Here is a 19,502-nt window from a genome sequence, read left to right on the forward strand (position 1 = left end):
TCTCAATCATTGTGTGATTCGATCATCGTGATTCGAAAGGACATCATGTCGCTCAACGGAAAAGTCGCCATCGTCACCGGCTCCGGCCGCGGACTGGGCCTCGCCTACGCGCAGGAACTCGCACGCCAGGGAGCCTCCGTCGTGATCAACGACGTCGACGCCGCCATCGCCGACTCAGCGGTCGACAGCATCCGCGCCACCGGTGGAGAGGCCGTCGCCGTCGCGGCGCCGGTCGGGTCGTCCGACACCGCGCAGGCTCTGGTCGACGCGGCCGTCTCCAGTTTCGGACGCCTCGACATCCTTGTGACGAATGCGGGAGTCCTGCGCGACACAGTGCTCTGGAAGATGAGCGACGACGACTTCGACACCGTGATCGACGTCCACCTGCGCGGAACGTTCACGACGGTCCGCGCCGCCGCGACCTACATGCGTGAGAACGAGATCGCCGGCCGCATCGTCTGCATCGGATCGCCGACCGGACAGCGCGGCAACTTCGGTCAGACCAACTATGCCGCCGCGAAGGCTGGAATCGTCGGGATGGTGCGCACGTGGGCGCTCGAGCTCCGTCGCGCGGGGATCACTGCCAACGCGGTCATCCCCGTCGCCGCCACCGCCATGACCGCGACGGTGCCGTACTTCGCCGCCGCCGTCGAGGCGGATGCCGCAGGAAAGCCGATGCCCGACTTCTTCCGGCACGACCTCGGCTTCGGCACCGCTGACGACGTCAGCGGGCTCATCGCCTATTTGGCTTCGGACGACGCGTCCGGCGTGACCGGACAGGCGATCGGCATCGGCGGCGACCGCATCCAGCTCTGGTCACACCCCGAGCCCGTGGTCACCGAGTACCGCACAGGCGGTTGGACGACCGCCGACCTCGAGGAGCGCTTCCCCGCTCTCATCGGCGAGAGGTTGCAGGAGGTCGGCGAGAAATTCCCGGCGCTTCCCGCAGAGCTCCAGCGCCCTGCACCCCAGGACCAATGAGCGTGGCACGGTACGAATCGGCCATCGATCTCGCGTCGATCACCGCCATCGACATGCACGTGCACATCGAGGTCGACGAACACGGACACACCTCGTTGCCGTCCGACCTCGCTGACGCCGCCTCCGCCTACTTCTCGACAGAGGGGCCGCGCCCCGATCTCGACTCGGTGGCGGCCTACTATCGCGCTCACCGCATGGCCGCGGTCGTCTTCACGGTCGACGCCTCGACGCAGCTGGGCCACAGGGGCATCGCGAGCGAGGAAGTCGCCGAAGGCGCGGCGCGCAACAACGACGTGCTCATCCCCTTCGGTTCGGTGGACCCGCGCCTCGGGGACGAGGCTGTCGATCGCGCACGGCGCCTCATCGACCGGCACGGCGTTCTCGGGTTCAAGTTCCACCCCACCGTGCAGGGGTTCGATCCCAGCGATCAGACCCACTACCCGCTCTACGAGGTGCTGCAGGATGCCGGGGTGGTCGCGCTCTTCCACACAGGCCAGACGGGCATCGGCGCCGGGCTCCCGGGCGGGCGTGGCCTGCGTCTCGGACTGTCGAACCCGATATTGCTCGACCCGGTGGCCGCGGACTTCCCCGACCTGCAGATCGTCATGGCACACCCGTCGGTGCCCTGGCAGGACGAGGCACTGTCCGTGGCCACCCATAAGCACAACACCTGGATCGACCTGTCGGGCTGGAGCCCGAAGTACTTCCCCGAGAACCTCGTCCGACACGCGAACACGCTCCTCCGATCGCGCGTGCTCTTCGGCTCCGACTTCCCCCTCCTCACCCCCGAACGCTGGATGAGAGACGTCGAAACGACGGCGCTCAAGCCTGAGGTGATGCCAGGCATCCTCAAGGACAACGCCGCACGCCTGCTCGGACTCGCACGCTGAACCCATCGAAAGGAACATCATGACCACCACCGTCGCCTATGCCGACGTCAACGGCCTCGCCGGCACCGATCTCGGCTGGTCCGAGTGGCTCGAGGTCACGCAGGACCGTGTGAACCTCTTCGCCGACGCCACCGACGACCACCAGTGGATCCACACCGACCCCGAGCGCGCGAAGGACGGCCCCTTCGGAGGACCGATCGCGCATGGCTTCCTGTCCCTCTCGCTCGTCATCAAGTTCTGGACCGAGCTGTTCGACGTCGACGGCGTCTCCACCAAAGTCAACTACGGCCTCGACAAGGTCCGCTTCATCTCCCCCGTGACCGTCGGCGCTCAGGTCCGCGGCAATGCCGTGATCGCCGAGGTCACCGAGATCCCCGGTGGCTACCAGCTCGCCGTCGATCACGCCATCGAGATCCAGGGCGCGGCCAAGCCAGCCGTCGCCGCGAGGAGCCTCTATCGCTTCTACGCGTGACACCCCGGCGCCCGGCATCCGCCGGGCGCCGACATCACTTCGGGCGCATCGATGCGCCCCGCCTCAATGAAGAGAATGATGCACACACAAGGACTGGGAGCCTGGCTCCCTCGACGCCGTCTGCGCAACCCCAGCAAGGCGGCGATCGTCTTCGGAGACGGTCAGCAGCTCTCCTATGCGCAGCTCGCACACTCGGCGGAGCGCATGTCCGCGGTTCTCGTCGAACGCGGCGTGCGCCAGGGCGACAGCGTCGCCTACCTCGGCGAGAACAGCCCGGACTTCCTCATCACGCTGTTCGCCACGGCGCGGATCGGCGCCGTGTTCGTCCCCGTCAACACCCGCCTCGCGGTACCCGAGATCGCGCATGTCCTCACGGACAGCGGCGCTCGCATGCTGATCCACGATCCGGATTTCGCCCATCGGCTCGAGCGCATGCTCGCCTCGCCCGGCGCCCCGGCCCTTGCCATCCGCACCGGATCGTCAGGACGCGACGGCTCCCTCGGGCTCACCCGTCTGATCGATCAGGCCACGGACGTCCCGCCATTGCAGGCGGCCGACGACGACACTCCTGCGGCCATCGTCTACACCTCGGGGACCACGGGTCGGGCCAAGGGCGCCGTCCTCACGCACGCGAACCTGACCGCGGTGGCCGTCAACAACCTCATCGACTATGACATCTGCTCCGACGACGTCGCACTGATGATCTCCCCCCTGTTCCACGTCGCGGCTCTGGGCATGGGAGCGCTGCCGGTGCTCCTCAAGGGCGGCACCCTCGTTCTCGAGAGGGGCTTCGATGCCGGCACAGCGCTGGATCTGATCGAACGCCACCGCGTAACCATGCTCTCCGGCGTCCCCACCACATTCCAGCTGCTTGCCGATCACCCGGCGTGGGCTTCGACCGACCTGTCGAGTCTCCGCACACTGACCTGCGGAGGGTCCGCGGTGCCCTCGCGTATCCTTGCAGCCTACGAGGAACGCGGGATGTCGTTCTCCCAGGGGTATGGGATGACCGAAACATCGCCTGGCGCGACCTCGCTATCCCCCGAGATGACCGTGCACAAGCACGGCAGCGTCGGCCTTCCGCACTTCTTCACCGATGTCCGCGTGGCCGATGAGCACGGCAGGGAGGTCACGGCGGGAACCGTCGGCGAGATCCAGATCACGGGGCCCAACGTCTTCGCGGGCTATCACGGCCTTCCCGATGCGACGGCCGCTTCGCTCACTTCGGATGGCTGGTTCCGCTCGGGTGACCTCGGATACGTCGACGACCACGGCTACCTCTACATCGCCGACCGGTTGAAGGACATGATCATCTCCGGCGGGGAGAACATCTATCCCGCCGAGGTCGAATCACTCATCGCGGACATCGACGGGGTGACCGGAGCCGCCGTGATCGGCGTCCCCGACGATCGGTGGGGCGAGGTGCCGATCGCGGTCCTCACGGTTCGAGACGGCTTCGAGATCACGCTCGAAACCGTTCGCGGCGCGCTGGAAGGACGTATCGCCCGCTACAAGCTGCCCACCCGCGTCGAGATCGTCGGCTCACTGCCTCGAACCGCCTCGGGCAAAGTGCGAAAGCACGAACTGCGCGGGCTGTTTCCGCGGTAACGGCAGGGGTCTCAGGGCCCTATTCGTCGACGGCACCCAAGCACGCGGGTCTCAGCCGGACAAGGCGCATCATGTCGGCGATGAGAATCGCCTCATGATCACCCTTCGCCCACCGGAGCGTGAGCACGGAGTCGTCGGCATCGCCGTCTCCTCGTCGGAGAGCAGCCCCGCCACATCCACGACGCCGATTCCATCATGCATGTCGAGCGTCGTGAACTGCTTGCGGGGGCAGATCTCCAGCCAGCTGCGCAACCGATCGGTTCTTCCGGCCATGAGCGCGTGCAACATCAGCATCGGAAGCGCGACACCGTACCCCCAGTGTCCGCGTACGGACATCGCGAGCTGGACGCGGAAGTTCTCGTGGATCTCGGGGAGCATCTGCGTGCCCCGTTCACGGAGCGGCTCCATGCCGATGTCCAACACGTCCCACACATCGGGTTCGATGAAGAAGAAACTCGTTTTCGGGCTTTTGGCGGCGTTTGTGTTCGGCGTTGAGATCGTCGACTTGCTGTCAGCGACCGGACACCTTGCCGAAGAGCTGCGCGATCCCCGCGATCACCACGGGTCGAGCGGCGTGAACGCCACCGCCCATCACCGCGAGCGACGCCAGGAACAGCCCGAGGCCGAGCCAGCTCGCCGAGTCGTCGGCTGCGTAGATGTGGTTGAGGTTGCGCAGAGCCCCTGTCGCGAGGACGAGAACGACGTGGACGAGAATGAACAGCGCGAAGTAGATCATCACGGGGAAGTGCACGGCTCGAGCGAACCTGATGGGGTACACCCGATTCAGCCAGCGGGAACCGCCGGGCCGGAGATGCGACAGTCGGAATCCCGTCAGCGCGGCGAGGGGAGTGCAAACGCTGCGCGCGTCATTCCCCACATCTATTCCGCCGTCACGAGCGCAGCTGCCGCTAGCGCGATGCGATCAGACTGAACTCTCACCCGCAACTTCAACAGTCGTAACCATCCCGCAACAACCCCTGATAGACCCTCGCCGAAAATCTTGGGATCTTCGCCGTCATCTTGGTCGAGCCGCCTCGTCTTTACTGGGTTTGCCCCGAGGCACGGCGTCGTCGATGGCGGCATACGTAGCGATTGAGCCGACCCGGGCGGATCCGCGGCGAGAACCCCACCCTGGCTCGCGTTACTGCTGCGTTACCGCACGCCCCGATCGGAGCAGGACAAAGGCCCCGCATCCCAGTCTTTTCAACGGGATTCGGGGCCTTCGTGGTGGCGGTGACGGTGGGATTTGAACCCACGGTAGGGGGTTACCCTACACAACTTTTCGAGAGTTGCACCTTCGGCCGCTCGGACACGTCACCGCGGACTAGCTTACGACAACGTGCGCCACGGCGCGAATCGAGCGGTCGGAGAAGGCCGTGGCGACCTTTTGTCCGGTCGCGCGCCCGGTCGGCCATCGATCCCGCTGGTTAGGATGGCCTAAGGGATCCGCACGGAGGGGACGCAATGGGCTTCATCACATCAGAGTCGCTGGCCGAGACCGGATACGTCGTGCTCGACGACCACGACCAGGCATCCGACCCCGCCGAGTGGCTCGACCTGGAGTACATCGGCTGGCGCTCGTCGGGCGTCACGCGTTTCGCCCCGCTCGCAAGCTACGCCGGCGCGATCGAGTGCAACGGCTTCTGGAATCACACCCCGCCCCGCACCGACAAGGACGGCGTGTGGGTGCCGTCGCAGGTCGCGATCGCGCCGACCCTGCAGCGCCGTGCCCTCGAGCCCGGCGCCGGCGTCGGCCGCTGCCGCGTGATCGAACTGCAGCCCAACACCTACGCGGACGCTGTCTACAACCTGCACCAGGACGACAACAACCGGCTCAACGACGACGGCACCGGGTGGGTCGTGCGCGGCTACTACAACCTCACCGACGACACAGAGTCGCTGCTGCTCCTGCGCTCCGACCGATTCGATCCGGCGACGGAGATCCGACTGCCGCTGCGCGAGGGATCGCGAATCATCGTCGACACGCAGCGCTTCTGGCACGCGGTCTGGCACCGCGGCACGACTCCTCGCTACGCCCTGATCACGTCATGGACGTCCGGCCCCGAACTCGATGCCTACATCGAGGCGAACCACGGCGACCCGCATCCGGTGACCGTCGATCTCGACCCACGCCTGGTCGACGACGCCCAGGTCGAGCTGCACCGCCGCATCGAAGAGCGCCGTCGCGTCTTCGAGGCCCAGGGCATCGTCATGGAACCGCGCGCCGACCTCAGCGTCTGACCTCGGCCGGCCCGGCGTCAGACCCCCGGTCCGTGCCCCTCGTCGCACTCCCGTCGTCGCTCCTTCGGCGGGAACAACTTCGGAGCCCAGACCCGACACACCGGACGGAACGACGGATGCCACCGCGCGCCGCCCCGGCATCCGAAACTGTGCCCGGGTGCCGGAGGGGCCGGGGGCGCACGACTCTGAACTCCACAGCCGCCGCGCCTACGCCGAGACGGTGCGCCCGTCTTCCAGCCGGACGGCCCGGTCGACGGTTCCGACCGGAGGGGCGACGTGCGAGATCAGCAGCACCGACTGCTCCCCCGCCGCCTGCAGCAGGTCGCGCAGCAGGGCATCGGATGCGTCGGGATCGACCCCCGCGGTCGGCTCGTCGAGCACGAGCACCGGGAAGCCGCGCAGCAGCGCTCGCGCCAGGGCGATGCGCTGCGCCTGACCGCCCGACACGAGTCCTCCACGATCGCCGACGCGGGCGTCGAGTCCGCCGCGGTCGCGCACCCACGTCCCGAGTCCGACCCGGTCGAGCACGGCGAGCAGCTCATCATCGGTCGCATCGTCGCGGGCGAACAACAGGTTCTGCCGGATGTCCTCGTCGAACAGCTGCGGACTCTGCTCGCACAGCCCGATCGTGCGGCGGAGCCCGGGACCCGACAGCGCCGCAGCATCCATGCCGCCCACGGAATACTCGCCGTCGACCCGCAGGAATCCGACGAGCGCGGCAGCCAGAGAGCTCTTGCCCGCCCCGCTCGGCCCCGACACCAGCACGCGCTCGCCGGGATGCAGATCGAGATCCACTCCTCGCAACGCCGGCGCCCCACCGGGCCACCACGCCCGCGCGCCACGCAGTCGCAGAGTCGGAACGCCGACGATCTCGGCATCCTCGCCGTCGTCCGACCGCAGTTCGCCCGGCACCTCGGAGGGCAGCACGTCGACGATGCGCTCGGCACTCGACCGCACGCTCCGCCAGGATGCCGCCGCGATCGGCACCGCGCCGAAGACCTCGAACACGATCATGGGCACCAGCACAGCGACAGCCAACCAGGGCCCGTCGATCACACCGGTCTGCAGACCCGGCGCGGCCACCGCCAGTGCCCACACCGATGCAGCACCCGCCACCGCAGACACGACCCCGGCGGCGATCGCCTGCGCGAGCGAGGCGCGGCTCACCGCGCGCCGCAATTCGGCATCCGCCTGTCGCACGCGCTCGCGGGCCTGCGGCTCTGCTCCGTAGGCGAGCAGCACGTCGAGCGAGCCGAAGTAGTCGGTGAGCGCGGCGGACAGATCTCCGCGGCGACTCGACACGACTGCCTCGGCGCGGGAGCCGAACAACCAGCCGAGACCGATCGCCGCAGCGGCCGCGATGACCAGACATGCCGCGAGGGTGAGAGCCGCGGGCACCGACACGAACGCGAGGAACCCCACCGCGCCGAGCGCCACGAGCCCCGACACCGCGAGCGGCTGCACCACCCGTAGCGGCAGATTCTGCAGATTCTCGACGTCGTCGACCAGAGCCGACAGCACCCGTCCGTGGTCGGTGCGTCCGAGCCCGGCAGGCGACAGCGGAGTCAACCGCCGCACCATGTCGGCACGGGTCGACGCGAGCTGACGCAGGGCCGCATCATGCCCGCTCAGCCGCTCGAGATAGCGGGTGACGGCGCGCGACACCGCGAAGAACCGCACGCCCACCACGGCGATCGACAGAGGTACGAGCGAATCCACGATCGACGCGCTGACGATCAGCCAGCCGCTGACCGCGAGCAGGCTGACCGCGGCACCAGCCGAGAGGAAGCCCCAGATCAGGCCAGGGAGGAAGCGACGAACAGGCGGCTGCGCCAGGCGAAGGATGCCGCGGATGCGAGCGGAGTCGGCGCTCACGCGCTCACCCCCAGCTCCACGACGTGGTCGGAGATGTCTCTCGCCGATCGGCGGTGCGACACGAGCAGCACCGTCGCGCCGGCATCCGCGCGCGCACGCAGCGACGCCCAGAGCCGCGCTTCGGTCTCGGGATCCAGCGCGCTCGACGGCTCGTCGAGCGCCAGCACCTCGTCGGGGCGATCGGCCTGCCGATACAGCGCCCGTGCGACCGCGACACGCTGCGCCTGGCCACCCGACAGCCCGCTGCCCTGCACGCCGAGTTCAAACGTCGGATCCAGTTCCTGCGCGCACGCATCGTCGAGTGCGCGGCGGATGCGGTCAGCATCCGGGTCCGCATCCCCCAGCGCCACGTTCGCCGCGATCGTGCCACGGCTCAGCTGGGGCCGCTGTCCGCTCCACGCCAGCCATGCCGACGGGGCGAGGTCGCGCACATCGACGCCGCCGACCGTGGCAACCCCCTCGAACTCGACCGCCCCGCGCAGGGCCGCGAGCAGACTCGACTTGCCCGCGCCGCTCGGGCCCTCGATCAGGGTGACGGTTCCGGGCGTCGCAGTGAACGAGACCGGCGGCAGATCGCGCACGCGCAGATCCGAGACGACGAGGTCTCGCGCATTCGCCGTTCGCAATTCAGCATGAACACGGCCGAAACCAGCGCTCAGCTCTTCTTCCGGCACCGTGCCACGGTTCCGTGCTGAATTGTGAACGCCGACGACGCGAGCCTCCGCCGCATCCAGCACCTCGAACACGTCCTCCGTCGCCGCGACACCCTCGGACGCGGCGTGGAACTGCACGCCGACCTGTCGGATCGGCAGGAACGCCTCGGGTGCGAGCAGCAGCACGAACAGCCCGACCTCGAGCGACAGGTCGCCCGACAGCAGCCGGAACCCGACCGCCACAGCGATCAGCGCCACCGCGATCGAGGCCAGCAGCTCCATCGCGAAGCCCGAGAGGAACGAGAACCGCAGCACCTTCATGGTCTCGCGGCGGTACTCGTCGGCCGTGGCCTCGATCTGGGCGGCCGCCCGGCGCTCCCGCCCGAACAGACGCAGCGTCGAGAGCCCCTGCACCGTGTCGGCAAACCGGGCCGCGAGGCGCTGCAGCGTCTGCCACTGCGTGCGCTGCACGGTGCGGGTGGCGATGCCGATCAGGATCAGGAACAGCGGGATGAGCGGCAGCGTGATGAGCGCCGTCAGGCCGCTCGGCCAGTCCTGCCACCACATCACCGCGACGAGCACGGGCGTCGCGATGACCGTGAGCACCAGCTGCGGGATGTAGCGGGCGAAGTACGCATCGAGCGCTTCGAGCCCGTGGCCTGCAGTGACAGCGAGCTGCGCCTGGTTGCGCTGCGCGAGCCAGCCCGGCCCGAGGCGGCCGACGGCGGCGATCAGCGCGACACGCAGCTGCATCCCGGTCTTCGCCGCAGCGCGGGTTCCGGCGGCATCGGACGCGGCGATCAGCACCCCGCGAAGGGCTGCGAGACCGAGCAGCCAGAGCAGCGTCGTCGTGACATCGCGTCCGGAGAGAGCGCCGGTGACGGCATCCGTCAGCATCCAGGCGAACGCGATCGTCACCGCCGTCTGCACGACGCCGATCGCACCCGACAGCAGCAGGAATCCGCGCGCGGCGCTCGCGTAGCGCAGCAGACGGATGTCGACCGGCTTCACCGTTCCACCCCCTCAGCCGTGATCAGACAGGTCGCTGCGGTCGCAGTTCGTGCCGCTCCCCGATCAGGAAGGCGGCACGAACTGCGACCGGACCAGAAGCCGTGTCTCACGCGTGCGCCGGAGCCCCCTCGATCGAGCTGCGGGTGACCCGCTTGCGGAAGATCCAGTAGGTCCACGTCTGGTACGCCAGCACGAGCGGCAGGGCGATCAGGGCGGTCCAACTCATGATCGTCAGCGTATACGGCGTGCTCGAGGCGTTCTCGATCGTGAGGCTGAACGCCGGGTCGATCGTCGACGGCATCACGTAGGGGAACAGCGCCGCGAACAGCATCACCACGGCGGATGCCACGGTCACAGCGCCCGCGGTGAAGGCCCGTCCGTCGCGGCCTCGCAGCGAGAACAGCACCGATGCGATGAGAGCGAGCGCGGCGACGAGACCGCAGCCGATCACCATGAGCATCAGTGGAGACTGGCGCCCCCAGGCGATGCCGATGGTCCAGATCACGGTTCCGGCTGCGGCGAGCACCGTGGGCCCTGCGGCGAGCTTCACCAGGCGACGAGCATCCGCGTGCACCTGTCCGTCTGTCTTGAGCGAGACGAACAGCACGCCGTGCAGGAAGAACAGCAGCAGCGTCGTCACGCCGACGAGCAGCGAGTACGGGTTCAGGAGCGCGAAGAAGCCGCCGACGTAGATGTGGCTCTCATCGATCGCCACCCCCTGCACGATGTTGCCGAAGGCGACGCCCCAGAGCAGCGCCGGCACGGCCGATCCGATCACGATCATCCGGTCGAAGCCGCGCTTCCACTTCGCCGACTCGCGCTGGTGCCGGTACTCGAACGACACCCCGCGCAGGATGAGCGCGAGCAGGATCAGCAGCAGCGGCAGATAGAACCCGCTGAACAGCGTCGCGTACCACTCGGGGAACGACGCGAACAGGCACGCGCCGGCGACGATGACCCAGGTCTCGTTGAGATCCCAGATCGGACCGATCGTGTTGATCACCTGACGACGCGAGACGTCGTTCTTGCCGAGGAACGGCAGCGACATGCCCACGCCGAAGTCGAACCCGTCGAGCACGAAGTAGCCGACGAAGAGGAAGGCGACGATCCAGAACCACATGTATTCCATGACTGATCCCTCTCTCAGTACACGACGGACGGCAGCTGGGCCGTCTCCTCGTGGGGCTGCTCTTCGGTGTCAGGGCCCTTCTGGGCCGCTTTGATGATGAGGCGGATCTCGACCACCGCGAGTGCCGCGTAGATGGCAGTGAAGGCGATCAGCGAGATGAGCACCTCGAGCCCGCTGACACCCGGCGAGACGCCGTCTTGAGTCGTCATGAGCCCGAAGACGATCCAGGGCTGCCTGCCCATCTCGGTGAAGACCCAGCCCATGATGTTGGCGGCGAGCGCGAGGGGGAACGACCAGATCGCGAGCTTCCACATCCAGGGCGCCGGGGGCTTCTTGGCGCCCTTGCGGGTCAGCCACAGGCCGACGACCGCGACGAGGGCTGCGGCGATGCCGAGGCCGATCATCCAGCGGAACGCCCAGTACGTGACCCAGAGGATCGGGGCGAACTCGGTGAGTCCGGTGTCGGCGAACGTGGTGCTGTACTCGGCGTTGAGGTCGTTGATGCCGTGCACGCAGGCGTCGAACGAGTGGGTCGACAGCAGCGAGAGCAGATACGGCACCCGGATCGAGAACAGCTCGGAGCTGCCGTCCGGGGTGCCCAGCGTGAAGATGCTGAACGAGGCGTCGTAGCCGCAGACGGTGTTGAACGTGGCTTCCGCCGCCGCCATCTTCATCGGCTGCGCCGCGTACATCGCAAGGCCCAGCTGGTCACCGGTGAGAACGACGCCGGCGGTCGAGATGATCATCGCCCAGAGTCCGAACTTCAGCGAGATGCGCATCGTGTCGAAGTGCTGGCCGCGAGCGAGATGCCAGGCCGACACCGAGATCACGACACCGGCGGCGAACATCAGCGCCCCGAAGATCGTGTGCGGGAAGGCGGCGAGCGCGACGGGGTTCGTCAGCAACGCCCAGAAGTCGGTGAGCTCCGCGCGGTTCGTCTCGGGGTTGTAGACGTACCCGACCGGGTTCTGCATGAACGCGTTCGCGGCGATGATGAAGTACGCCGACAGGATGCTGCCGATCGAGACGCACCAGATCGTGGCGAGATGCAGTTTCTGCGGGAGCTTGTCCCAGCCGAAGATCCAGAGGCCGATGAACGTCGCCTCGAAGAAGAACGCGAGCAGCCCCTCGAAGGCCAGCGGGGCGCCGAAGACGTCGCCGACGAAGCGGGAGTAGTCCGACCAGTTCATGCCGAACTGGAACTCCTGCACGATGCCGGTCACGACACCCATGGCGAAGTTGATCAGGAAGATCTTGCCGAAGAAGCGCGTGAGGTGCAGGTACTGCACCTTGCCGGTGCGCACCCACGCGGTCTGGAAGATCGCGGCGACCAGAGCCATGCCGATCGTCAGCGGCACGAACAGGTAGTGGTAGACGGTCGTCAGACCGAACTGCCATCGAGACAGGACCAGCGGGTCTAGCCATTCCATGAGCCACTCCTTCTTCGTGCCCGTGTTCTTCTGTGCGCCGGGTGCCACGCTAACGACGAGTCCGCTGCCCCCGCGGGGCCGCAGACCGTGAATAAGACAGATGCTCGCCTAGGCGGCGGTCATCTCCGTCAGGCGCAGCTGTACGGTGCAATCCGCCGGGAGGGCGGTGGCGCGCACGGCCTCGGCAGCGAGCGGCCCACCGGCTTCGGTGAGCACCCCCTGCATGAGACCGAGGTGCACGGTGCACAGCATCGGACGGTCTTCGGCGCGACCCGCGGCGTGCGGGCACGGGCTGAGATCGACGGTGAGCTGCTCGTCATCGACGACGGGCTCGAAGCCGCTCTCTTCCAAGTGTTCGATCAGGGCATCCAGCTGGTAGGTCGCCTCACGACCCAGAGCGGATGCGGATGCGGATGCCGGCAGCACGCGGCGCAGCAGGTCGCCGCGTTCGGCTGCGGCCTTGGCCTTGTTGCGGGCGATGGGACTGGATGCGTCTGCGGTGCCGGTCGCGGCGCTGTAGAGCGTGCGCGGACGGCCGCGGGTGGTGCGGTGCTCGCTGGCCTGGATGACGTAGCCGCCCTCGATCAGGCGCTGCAGGTGCTCGCGCACGGTGTTGGGATGCAGTCCCGTGGCGTCGCACAGCTCGCCGATGGTGCGATTCGACCGCGTCTGCACGAGGTGCAGGAGCTGCACCCGTGAGAACGTCGAGATCGGCCCGCAGACGGGCCCGCCATTGGCCATGACTCCAGTATTCCGTGGCCGCTGCGCGACATCGAGCCATTCGGCCGTGAATAATGCCCGAGGCGATAGGGATGTCTGATCCCGGCGATAGCCTGGCTGCATGGCCACCCGAAAACCTGCCCCTCCCGCGTACGTCTGCACCGAATGCGGGTGGACGACGGCGAAGTGGGTGGGTCGCTGCGCCGAATGCCAGCAGTGGGGCACGGTGCAGGAGCAGGGCACGCAGACCGGCATCCTCAGCCGCATCACGCCGCTCGCGCCGACCGCGGCGAAGGCCGCACGGCCGATCACGCAGATCACCACCGAAGATGCTCCCCGCCGCACGAGCGGTGTGGGCGAGTTCGACCGCGTGCTGGGTGGTGGCATCGTGCCGGGGGCTGCGATCCTGCTGAGCGGTGAGCCCGGAGTCGGCAAGTCGACGCTGCTGCTCGAGGTCGCTGCTCAAGCCGCGCGCTCCGGCCGCCGGGTGCTCTACGCCAGTGCCGAGGAGTCCCCCGCCCAGGTGCGTCTGCGTGCCGAGCGCACCGGAGCACTGCACGACGAGCTCTACCTCGCGAGCGAGACCGACCTCGCGACGATCCTCGGGCACATCGACGAGGTGGCCCCGCAGCTCGTGATCGTCGACTCGGTGCAGACCGTGTCGTCATCGCTGATCGACGGCGCGGCGGGCCAGCCGAGCCAGGTCCGCGAGGTCGCGGCGACGCTGATCCGGGTCGCGAAAGACCGCGGGCTCCCCGTCATCCTCGTCGGCCACGTGACGAAAGACGGCACCGTGGCCGGGCCCCGTGTGCTCGAGCACCTGGTCGACGTGGTGTGCCACTTCGAGGGCGACCGGCAGACGTCACTGCGTTTCATCCGCGCTTTGAAGAACCGATTCGGCCCCACCGACGAGGTCGGATGCTTCGAGATGACCGGTGCGGGCATCTCCGAGGTCCCCGACCCCTCTGGCCTCTTCCTGTCGCAGGGCGAGACGGAACCGGGCACGTGCGTCGCCATCTCGCTCGAGGGCCGCAGGGCGCTCCCGGTCGAGGTGCAGGCGCTGACGATCAACACCACCGCACCGAATCCCCGTCGCGTGGTTCACGGACTCGACTCGTCTCGTGTGGCGATGGTGCTGGCGATCCTCGAACGACGGGCGCACATCAAGACGAGCAATCTCGACGTCTACGTGTCGACCGTCGGCGGGGTGCGTTTCACGGAGCCGGCCGCCGACCTCGCGATCGCGATCGCCGTGGCAGGGTCGATCCAGCAGATCTCCGTGCCGCGCACGGTCGCGGCGGTCGGCGAACTCAGCCTCGCCGGTGAGATCCGGCCGGTCACGCAGTCGGCGCAGCGCCGCTCGGAGGCGTCGCGACTCGGTTACGAGCAGGTGGTCGACGACCGTTCGAAGACGCTGCGCGCGGCACTCAACGACGTCCGCTCCCGCAACACGACTCGGCGCAGCGAAGCCGACATCCCGCCGTTCTGAGCAGGCGGCGCAGAGCGCCGGTCCGCATTCAGCCCGGGTCGAGAAGGTGCCCGAAACCCACTGCGCCCTCGAGCGGGGCCAGTTCTGCACCCGGATCGGGCGACGGGGGTGCGAAAGCGACCCCGCACCGGCCGGGGGTGCGAAAGCGACCCCGCACGTCTCCGCGAGCTCAGGCCTCGACCGCCACTGAGCTCAGGCGTCGAGCGCCTTGAGCAGCTCGTCGGGCGAGGCCTGCATCGGATGCGGGCCTGCGATGTCGAGGAAGACGGTGGTGATCGGATGCGCGGCGAGGAACTTGCGCAACCAGTCCGCTGTGTAGATGCCCACCCCCGGCGGAAGGTTGTCGGGTTTGTTCTTCGCGTCGCTGAAGAGCAGAAGCGCCAGGTCACCCGACTTCGGATCGCGGTAGGTCCACACCTCACCGCTGTCGAGCGGGTTGTCGCGGGCGCCGGGCTTCACAAGCGGCACGACCGTGGTGCCGTGTCTCAGCGCCAGCGCGACTGCGGCGATGTCCTGCTTCTCGAGAGCCTGGGCGAGAGCATCCGAGCGGAAGTCCTCGGGCGCGGGCTTGTTCTTCGCGGACTTCGCCTTCTTCGATGCCATGCACCCAGCATATTCAGCCCACGCCGAGGTCTCGCCCGAACGTGGGCGAAGAAAAGGGCCCTCTCGAGTCATCCATTGGGGACTGGGGTACTCGAGAGGGCCCGCGGACCCTCGGGGCGGCATGTCGAAGCGCTGGGGACGCTGTGTTCGACGCCACTGGGGATGGCATGCGCCGCAAGTCTGCGAGGGTCACCCCAATGGTATCCCAAAGAACGAGTGCTGTCAGCATCGAAACTGAGTGCAGGTCTGTATTCAAGACCTTTGGCCAAGGCGGACTCGACCGGCGACGCATCGAGCGACGCACCGAATCTCAGTAGAGCAGGATCTGCTTGGTGGTCGCGCCCTTGAAGCCGCCGATCTCGACGGCCACGTGATACGACGCTCCCCCACCGGGAGCACGCGCGCGGTTCTCCTGAGCACAGGTTTCAACGCTCGACCGCGTACGATCCCAGGTCACCGGAACCTTGCTCGTGACCGTCGCACCGGCGGCCAGCGTGGCGATCATGCTGCTCGGGTTCTCCTGGCAGTCGGTGGAGCGCCACCACACGTCGGATCCGCTTGACACCGTGAGCACCTGGGTCGTCGACCCGACATCGATCGTGCAGTCGGTGGCTCCACGATTCGTCAGCGAGATCGACAGCTGCGGCAGGACTCCTGCCTGATACGTGTCGGCGTCCGTCACGGCTGCGACCTCGACGTCCTGCGCTTCGCACGCCACGATGCCCGGCGTCTCTTCGCTGGACGGCTCGGGGGCGGGAGACTCGGCGGCGGTCGGATCGGGCGTCGTCGACGTCGTGGGGGCCACGGGAGTCGACGACGCCGAGGGCGTCGGTGACGGGGTCGCATCCGTCGCGCTCGCCCACGGCCGGGCCACGAGAAGCCACACAGCCGTCACGATGAACGCGACGAACACGATCAGTGCGACGAGGGTCACCAGTCGCCGACGACGATAGACGGCGGCGGAGTGACGGGGCATGAGTCCAGGTTAGTTGAGCCTTTTCAGCATCCTGGTGTTGCCGAGCGTGTTCGGCTTGACGTGCGCGAGGTCCAGGAACTCCTCGACACCGGCGTCACCGCTGCGCAGCAGCTGCGAGTACACATCGGGGTCGACGACCTGCTCGCCGATCGTCGTGTAGCCCCGGCGCCCGAAGAAGTCGATCTCGAACGTGAGGCAGAACAGTCGGCTGAGCCCGAGCTCGCGAGCCTGCTCCTCGAGGGCACCCACGATCGCGCCGCCGACGCCGTGGTGCAGCCAGTCCCCGCGGACCATGAGGGTGCGCACCTCGCCGAGGTCCTCCCAGAAGACGTGCAGCGCGCCGCATCCGATCAGCTCGCCGTCGGCCTCGGCCACCACGAACTCCTGCACGGCACCGTAGAGCACAGCGAGATCCTTGCCGAGCAGGATGCGCTGCTCGACCATCGGCTGCAGGAGATTCCGGATGCCGATGATGTCGGCGCTGCGCGCCGGCCGGACGATGTACTCGCTCACATCGTCAAGCCTAGAACCCGTCACCTCCCCAGACCCTGAGATCCGGGCACAGAATCGGATCCGACGGCCGACACACCGACGGATGCGCCGCCACGTCTCGCGCGTCGCTCCTGATCTCCGAAGCTGTGCCCGTGACAGAACCAGAGGCGCCCCGGGCACAGAGAAGGGGCGGATGCCTCAGCATCCGCCCCTTCTCCGATCAGGTCACTCTCCGCTGGCGATGGCCAGGTCGGGGGTGCCGGGGATCGCGCCGCCGGTGTTGACGCCGACCGCGACCTGCTCGCCGCGCGGGCCGTGCTCGAAGAGGAACTCGCCGTCCTTCGAGTCGACCTTGACGTGGTCGCCGGGGTTCAGCTCACCGTGAAGGATCTTCTCGGACAGACGGTCCTCGACCTCGTGCTGCATCGCGCGACGCAGCGGTCGGGCACCGAGTGCCGGGTCGAAGCCGATCTCGATGAGGCGCTCCTTGGCGGACTGCGAGAGCTCGATCGTCATGTCGCGGTCGAGCAGACGCTCGCCGAGGCGCTTCGTGAACAGATCGACGATCTGCACGAGCTCGTCCTTCGACAGCTGCGGGAACACGATGATGTCGTCGACACGGTTGAGGAACTCGGGCTTGAAGTTGCGCTTGAGCTCTTCGTTGACCTTGCCCTTCATCCGCTCGTAGTTCGTCGAGTTGACGCCCTCGATCTGGAATCCGACCGGACCACCGGCGATGTCACGAGCACCGAGGTTGGTGGTCATGATGATGACGGTGTTCTTGAAGTCGATCACGCGGCCCTGACCATCGGTCAGACGACCCTCTTCGAGGATCTGCAGCAGCGAGTTGAAGATGTCCGGGTGGGCCTTCTCGATCTCGTCGAACAGCACCACGCTGAACGGCTTGCGACGCACCTTCTCGGTGAGCTGGCCGCCCTCTTCGAATCCGACGAATCCGGGAGGGGCACCGAACAGACGAGACACGGTGTGCTTCTCGCCGAACTCGCTCATGTCGAGCGAGATGAGAGCGGCTTCGTCATCGAACAGGAACTCGGCGAGCGCCTTGGCGAGCTCGGTCTTTCCGACCCCCGTGGGGCCGGCGAAGATGAACGAGCCCGAGGGACGCTTCGGGTCCTTGAGCCCGGCGCGCTGACGACGGATCGTCTTGGAGAGCGCCGCTATGGCCTCTTCCTGACCGATGACGCGCTGGTGCAGCGCCTTCTCCATGAAGACGAGTCGCGAGGACTCCTCTTCCGTCAGCTTGAAGACCGGGATGCCGGTGGCCTGTGCGAGCACCTCGGCGATCAGGCCCTCGTCGACGACCGCCTGGGTCGCGACGTCACCCGAACGCCACTGCTTCTCGAGACGCAGACGCTCTGCGAGGAGGCTCTTCTCCTCGTCGCGCAGCGATGCGGCCTTCTCGAAGTCCTGGTCCTCGGACGCGACCTCTTTCTGCTCGCGGACCTTGGCGATCTTCTCGTCGAATTCGCGCAGCTCGGGCGGGCTCGACAGGATGCTGAGGCGCAGGCGTGCGCCGGCCTCGTCGATCAGGTCGATGGCCTTGTCGGGCAGGAACCGGTCGGAGACGTAGCGGTCGGCGAGGTTCGATGCCGCGACGATCGCGCCGTCGGTGATCTGCACCTTGTGGTGCGCCTCGTACCGGTCGCGCAGTCCCTTGAGGATGTTGATCGTGTGAGGGAGGCTCGGCTCGTTCACCTGGATCGACTGGAAGCGGCGCTCGAGCGCGGCATCCTTCTCGAAGTGCTTGCGGTACTCGTCGAGCGTGGTCGCGCCGATGGTCTGGAGCTCGCCACGAGCGAGGAGGGGCTTCAGGATACTGGCCGCATCGATCGCGCCCTCTGCGGCTCCCGCACCCACGAGGGTGTGGATCTCGTCGATGAAGACGATGATGTCGCCGCGCGTGCGGATCTCCTTGGTGACCTTCTTCAGGCGCTCCTCGAAGTCGCCGCGGTAGCGGGAACCGGCGATGAGAGAGCCGAGGTCGAGCGAGTAGAGCTGCTTGTCCTTCAGCGTCTCGGGCACATCGCCCTTGACGATCGCCTGGGCCAGGCCCTCGACGACGGCGGTCTTGCCGACGCCGGGCTCACCGATCAGCACGGGGTTGTTCTTGGAGCGACGAGACAGGATCTGCATGACCCGCTCGATCTCCTTCTCGCGCCCGATGACCGGGTCGAGCTTGTTGTCGCGTGCGGCCTGCGTCAGGTTGCGGCCGAACTGGTCGAGCACCTGCGAGCCGCCCTGGGCGCTCGGGGTGTCGTTCGACTGCGCGCCGACGGCTGCCGGCTCGCGTCCGGGTGCACCGGACAGGAGCTGGATGACCTGCTGGCGGACCTTGTTCAGGTCGGCGCCGAGCTTGACGAGCACCTGGGCTGCGACACCCTCACCCTCGCGGATGAGGCCGAGCAGGATGTGCTCGGTGCCGATGTAGTTGTGGCCGAGCTGGAGGGCCTCGCGGAGGCTCAGCTCGAGGACCTTCTTGGCGCGCGGCGTGAACGGGATGTGCCCGGTCGGCTGCTGCTGGCCCTGGCCGATGATGTCCTGCACCTGCTCGCGCACGGCGTCGAGCGAGATGCCGAGGCTCTCGAGCGCCTTGGCTGCGACACCCTCACCCTCGTGGATGAGGCCGAGCAGGATGTGCTCGGTGCCGATGTAGTTGTGGTTGAGCATCTTCGCCTCTTCTTGGGCGAGGACGACCACTCGACGGGCTCGGTCCGTGAATCTCTCGAACATGCTGTGACTCCTTATTCGCACGTGTTGTTCGACACTGGCGAAGACGCGTGAAGCGCTTGTACATCGAGAGTAACCACCGCACGGGAGAGGTATGCCCGTGTTCGCCGTCGGCATAGTGCCGTGACGGGCCGTGACACCGCTCTCCTGCCGTGAGGGTTGACGAACATATCGACAGTCGTTA

17 protein-coding genes and 1 tRNA gene are annotated in these 19,502 nt (G+C 67.5%); 6 read left to right on the top strand and 12 right to left on the bottom strand.

Translation table 11 applies throughout. The annotated features are described in order from the left end of the window. Positions 1-45 precede the first annotated feature (45 nt). From MRBLWH13_RS12985 to MRBLWH13_RS13000, 4 genes are all read left to right on the top strand, one after another. Positions 46-981 carry an SDR family NAD(P)-dependent oxidoreductase gene (locus tag MRBLWH13_RS12985; protein WP_341955378.1) on the top strand — a complete coding sequence of 312 codons (936 nt, stop codon included), beginning with the start codon at positions 46-48 and terminating at the stop codon, positions 979-981. Then, positions 978-1,871, top strand: a complete 894-nt coding sequence (locus tag MRBLWH13_RS12990) for an amidohydrolase family protein (RefSeq protein ID WP_341955379.1) — start codon at positions 978-980, stop codon at positions 1,869-1,871. Before MRBLWH13_RS12985 ends, MRBLWH13_RS12990 begins: the two co-directional genes overlap by 4 nt. Before the next feature lie 19 nt (positions 1,872-1,890). Then, positions 1,891-2,343, top strand: coding sequence for a MaoC family dehydratase (locus MRBLWH13_RS12995; protein WP_341955380.1), 453 nt, complete (start codon positions 1,891-1,893; stop codon positions 2,341-2,343). Positions 2,344-2,418: 75 nt separating this feature from the next. Next, positions 2,419-3,951 carry a long-chain fatty acid--CoA ligase gene (locus MRBLWH13_RS13000; RefSeq protein WP_341955381.1) on the top strand — a complete coding sequence of 511 codons (1,533 nt, stop codon included), beginning with the start codon at positions 2,419-2,421 and terminating at the stop codon, positions 3,949-3,951. A gap of 69 nt (positions 3,952-4,020) precedes the next feature. On the opposite strand, the gene MRBLWH13_RS13005 is transcribed toward MRBLWH13_RS13000, so the two are convergent. From MRBLWH13_RS13005 to MRBLWH13_RS13015, 3 genes are all read right to left on the bottom strand, one after another. Beyond that, positions 4,021-4,374: a hypothetical protein gene (locus tag MRBLWH13_RS13005; protein WP_341955382.1), complete on the bottom strand. Its 354-nt coding sequence runs from the start codon at positions 4,372-4,374 to the stop codon at positions 4,021-4,023. Between the two features lie 88 nt (positions 4,375-4,462). Next, positions 4,463-4,702 carry a hypothetical protein gene (locus MRBLWH13_RS13010; protein ID WP_341933378.1) on the bottom strand — a complete coding sequence of 80 codons (240 nt, stop codon included), beginning with the start codon at positions 4,700-4,702 and terminating at the stop codon, positions 4,463-4,465. Positions 4,703-5,179: 477 nt separating this feature from the next. Further along, positions 5,180-5,270: transfer RNA gene (locus tag MRBLWH13_RS13015), tRNA-Ser, on the bottom strand. Between the two features lie 145 nt (positions 5,271-5,415). Here MRBLWH13_RS13015 and MRBLWH13_RS13020 point away from each other — a divergent pair. Beyond that, a complete protein-coding gene (locus MRBLWH13_RS13020) occupies positions 5,416-6,192 on the top strand; it encodes a hypothetical protein (protein ID WP_341955383.1) in 777 nt (258 codons plus the stop codon). Between the two features lie 207 nt (positions 6,193-6,399). Here MRBLWH13_RS13020 and cydC read toward each other — a convergent pair whose 3' ends face one another. The 5 genes from cydC to MRBLWH13_RS13045 all read right to left on the bottom strand — a co-directional run bounded on the left by cydC (position 6,400) and on the right by MRBLWH13_RS13045 (position 13,031). Beyond that, positions 6,400-8,067, bottom strand: coding sequence for a thiol reductant ABC exporter subunit CydC (gene cydC, locus MRBLWH13_RS13025; RefSeq protein WP_341955384.1), 1,668 nt, complete (start codon positions 8,065-8,067; stop codon positions 6,400-6,402). Beyond that, positions 8,064-9,731: a thiol reductant ABC exporter subunit CydD gene (gene cydD / locus MRBLWH13_RS13030; RefSeq protein WP_341955385.1), complete on the bottom strand. Its 1,668-nt coding sequence runs from the start codon at positions 9,729-9,731 to the stop codon at positions 8,064-8,066. Before cydD ends, cydC begins: the two co-directional genes overlap by 4 nt. A gap of 106 nt (positions 9,732-9,837) precedes the next feature. Then, positions 9,838-10,860 carry a cytochrome d ubiquinol oxidase subunit II gene (cydB, locus tag MRBLWH13_RS13035; protein WP_341955386.1) on the bottom strand — a complete coding sequence of 341 codons (1,023 nt, stop codon included), beginning with the start codon at positions 10,858-10,860 and terminating at the stop codon, positions 9,838-9,840. A 14-nt stretch (positions 10,861-10,874) separates the two neighbouring features. After that, a complete protein-coding gene (locus MRBLWH13_RS13040; RefSeq protein ID WP_341955387.1) occupies positions 10,875-12,290 on the bottom strand; it encodes a cytochrome ubiquinol oxidase subunit I in 1,416 nt (471 codons plus the stop codon). A 108-nt stretch (positions 12,291-12,398) separates the two neighbouring features. Further along, on the bottom strand, positions 12,399-13,031 hold the full coding sequence (locus tag MRBLWH13_RS13045; RefSeq protein ID WP_341955388.1) for an ArsR family transcriptional regulator: 633 nt from the start codon (positions 13,029-13,031) through the stop codon (positions 12,399-12,401). Between the two features lie 100 nt (positions 13,032-13,131). On the opposite strand from MRBLWH13_RS13045, the gene radA reads away from it, so the two are divergent. Then, positions 13,132-14,499 carry a DNA repair protein RadA gene (gene radA, locus MRBLWH13_RS13050; protein ID WP_341955389.1) on the top strand — a complete coding sequence of 456 codons (1,368 nt, stop codon included), beginning with the start codon at positions 13,132-13,134 and terminating at the stop codon, positions 14,497-14,499. A gap of 192 nt (positions 14,500-14,691) precedes the next feature. Here radA and MRBLWH13_RS13055 read toward each other — a convergent pair whose 3' ends face one another. The 4 genes from MRBLWH13_RS13055 to MRBLWH13_RS13070 all read right to left on the bottom strand — a co-directional run bounded on the left by MRBLWH13_RS13055 (position 14,692) and on the right by MRBLWH13_RS13070 (position 19,321). Next, on the bottom strand, positions 14,692-15,102 hold the full coding sequence (locus MRBLWH13_RS13055; RefSeq protein WP_341955390.1) for a dehydrogenase: 411 nt from the start codon (positions 15,100-15,102) through the stop codon (positions 14,692-14,694). Between the two features lie 310 nt (positions 15,103-15,412). After that, positions 15,413-16,078: a hypothetical protein gene (locus tag MRBLWH13_RS13060; RefSeq protein WP_341955391.1), complete on the bottom strand. Its 666-nt coding sequence runs from the start codon at positions 16,076-16,078 to the stop codon at positions 15,413-15,415. A 9-nt stretch (positions 16,079-16,087) separates the two neighbouring features. Next, positions 16,088-16,591, bottom strand: coding sequence for an amino-acid N-acetyltransferase (locus MRBLWH13_RS13065; RefSeq protein ID WP_341955392.1), 504 nt, complete (start codon positions 16,589-16,591; stop codon positions 16,088-16,090). Between the two features lie 204 nt (positions 16,592-16,795). Continuing rightward, entirely contained in the window at positions 16,796-19,321 is a 2,526-nt protein-coding gene (locus tag MRBLWH13_RS13070) for an ATP-dependent Clp protease ATP-binding subunit (protein ID WP_056313341.1), read from the bottom strand. Positions 19,322-19,502 lie beyond the last annotated feature (181 nt).

The organism is Microbacterium sp. LWH13-1.2, assembly GCF_038397735.1.
Lineage (GTDB): Bacteria > Actinomycetota > Actinomycetes > Actinomycetales > Microbacteriaceae > Microbacterium.